Raw genomic sequence first — 2,768 nt, forward strand, 5'->3', positions numbered from 1 at the left:
GACAACATCTTCCGCTTCACGCAGGCGGGTTCCGAGGTGTCCGCACTTCTGGGCCGTATCCCCTCGGCAGTGGGCTACCAGCCGACGCTGGCCACCGACATGGGCGCGATGCAGGAGCGTATCACCTCGACGAAAGCCGGCTCGATTACCTCGATCCAGGCCGTCTACGTGCCCGCGGATGACCTTACCGACCCGGCTCCGGCCACCACCTTCGCCCACCTCGACGCCACGACCGTTCTGTCGCGTGCGATCTCGGAACTCGGCATCTACCCGGCTGTGGACCCGCTGGACTCGTCCTCGCGTATCCTCGATCCGGGCATCGTCGGCGAAGAGCACTACAAGGTCGCCCGTCAGGTGCAGGAGATCCTCCAGCGCTACAAGGCTCTGCAGGACATCATCGCCATCCTCGGTATGGACGAACTGTCCGAAGAGGATAAGCTGACCGTGGCTCGTGCCCGTAAGATCCAGCGTTTCCTCTCGCAGCCCTTCGACGTTGCGAAAGTGTTCACCGGTTCGGACGGCGTTCAGGTTCCGCTCGAAGACACCATCGAGTCGTTCAAGGCGGTTGTTGCAGGCGAATACGATCACCTGCCCGAAGCAGCCTTCTACATGGTTGGCGGCATCGAGGACGTGAAAGCGAAAGCCGAGAAACTCGCCGCTGCGGCGTAAGGAGGCATTATGGCCGACACGATGCAATTCGATCTCGTTGCGCCCGAGCGCAAGCTGGCCTCGGAAGAGGCGGCGGTCGAGGTCATGGTGCCTGGTGCGGATGGTGACCTCACGGTCATGCCCGGCCACGCGCCGATGCTGACCACGCTGCGTCCCGGCAAGCTGACGATGGTGACGCGGTCGGAAACCCAGAGCTACGCGGTGACGGGTGGCTTCGCCGAGATCACCCCCGAGGGGATCACGGTTCTGGCCGAGCGTTCGCTGCCCGCGGAAGAGTTCACCAAGGAAGTCCACGATCGCCTGATCGAGGAAGCCCGCCGCGTCCATGACGAGGCGCATCCTTCGGTGGCAGACATGACCGCGAAGCTGCTGGCTGACATGGAGGCCCTCGGCTCGCATATGCTGAGCTGAGACCTCTTGCGAAAAGATTTAGGAAGCCCCGGATTTTCCGGGGCTTTTTATTGTCCGCAGTTGCGGTAAGCTCTGCCTCAGGTTGAAAGAAAGAGGCCCTCTCGCGATGATCACGATCGAAAGCCACCGTCTGGGGATGCAACGCGGCTCGCTCGTGCTGTTCTCCGACTATCAGGATGGCGGCGCCATGTGGACGGGCGAGGGGCCGCGCGAGTTACGCAAGAAGGTTGCCTTCCCCGAGCCGTTCCGCGCGACGCCGATGGTGCAGGTCTCGCTGTCGATGTGGGACGTGGACGGTAAGCACAATTCGCGGATGGATATCTCCAGCGACGGCGTCACGCCCGAGGGGTTCGTGATCGTCTTCCGCACTTGGGGCGACAGCCGTGTGGCGCGGGTGCGCGCGGATTGGCTGGCCTTGGGCGGCGTCTCGCATGAGGATGACTGGGACATCGACTGATCTGCACCGACAGATCCCATGAAAAAACGCCCCGTCCATCGGCGGGGCGTTTTCCTATCTGTGGGGTAGGGCGGTTCGCAAACCGCCCCGCCGAAAGATCAGTCGAGCGCCTTGAAGTTCAGCGCCGCGCCTTCGTCCTTGATGCCCGAGAACCAGCGCGCCGTAACGGTCTTGGTCTTGGTGTAGAAGCGGAAGGCGTCGGGACCGTACTGGTTAAGGTCGCCGAAGGCCGACTTCTTCCAGCCGCCGAAGGTGTAGTAGCTCAGCGGAACGGGGATCGGGAAGTTGATGCCGACCATGCCGACATTGACGTTCGCCGCGAAGTCGCGTGCCACATCGCCATCGGCGGTGTAGATCGCGGTGCCGTTGCCGTAGGGGCTGTCGATGACCAGATCGAGCGCTTCGTCATAGGACTTCGTGCGCACCATCGACAGGACCGGGCCAAAGATTTCCTCTTTGTAGATGTCCATGTCGGGAGTGACGTTGTCGAAGAGCGACGGGCCGACAAAGAAGCCGTCCTCATAGCCCTGCAGCGAGAAGTCGCGGCCGTCGACGACAAGGTTCGCACCCTGATCGACACCCGAATTGATGAGCGACTTGATCCGCTCCTGCGCCTGCTTGGTGATGACGGGGCCGTAATCCACGTCGTCGCCACCGGTGTAGGGGCCGACTTTCAGCTTCTCGATCTTCGGCACGAGACGCTCGACCAGCGCATCCGCCGTGCCGTCGCCCACCGGAACCGCAACCGAGATCGCCATGCAGCGCTCGCCAGCGGCGCCATAGCCCGCGCCGATCAGCGCGTCGGCAGCCTTGTCCATGTCCGCGTCGGGCATGATGATCATGTGGTTCTTCGCGCCGCCGAAGCACTGCGCGCGCTTGCCGTTGGTTGCTGCACGACCGTAGATGTATTGCGCGATCGGGGTCGAACCCACGAAGCCCACGCCCTGGATCGTCTCGTGATCGAGGATCGTGTCCACGGCTTCTTTGTCGCCGTTGACGACCTGCAGCACGCCGTCGGGAAGACCGGCTTCCTGCGCCAGTTCCGCAAGCATGATTGCGGTAGTCGGCACGCGCTCGGACGGCTTGAGGATCATCGCGTTACCGGCCGAAAGCGCCGGGCCCATTTTCCACAGCGGGATCATGGCGGGGAAGTTGAACGGCGTGATGCCGGCGCAGACACCCAGCGGCTGGCGCATGGAATAGACGTCCAGCCCCTTGGAGACGCTGTCGG

General features: G+C 63.1%; 3 protein-coding genes and 1 pseudogene. 3 read left to right on the forward strand and 1 reads right to left on the reverse strand.

Annotation, left to right across the window (positions count from 1 at the left end; translation table 11 throughout):
• From B3D39_RS19990 to B3D39_RS20000, 3 genes and pseudogenes are all read left to right on the forward strand, one after another.
• Positions 1 to 669 (forward strand): annotated as a pseudogene (locus tag B3D39_RS19990) (F0F1 ATP synthase subunit beta); the annotation flags it as partial.
• 9 nt (positions 670 to 678) lie between these two features.
• A complete protein-coding gene (locus B3D39_RS19995) occupies positions 679 to 1,080 on the forward strand; it encodes a F0F1 ATP synthase subunit epsilon (protein ID WP_078519400.1) in 402 nt (133 codons plus the stop codon).
• Positions 1,081 to 1,186: 106 nt separating this feature from the next.
• Positions 1,187 to 1,537: an H-type lectin domain-containing protein gene (locus tag B3D39_RS20000; protein WP_078546656.1), complete on the forward strand. Its 351-nt coding sequence runs from the start codon at positions 1,187 to 1,189 to the stop codon at positions 1,535 to 1,537.
• 98 nt (positions 1,538 to 1,635) lie between these two features.
• Here B3D39_RS20000 and mmsA read toward each other — a convergent pair.
• The coding region (gene mmsA / locus B3D39_RS20005) for a CoA-acylating methylmalonate-semialdehyde dehydrogenase (protein WP_286790007.1) at positions 1,636 to 2,768 on the reverse strand (1,133 nt) is incomplete at its 5' end.

It is taken from the genome of Thioclava sp. UBA3469 (assembly GCF_002378135.1).
In the GTDB taxonomy this organism is placed as follows: domain Bacteria; phylum Pseudomonadota; class Alphaproteobacteria; order Rhodobacterales; family Rhodobacteraceae; genus Thioclava; species Thioclava sediminum.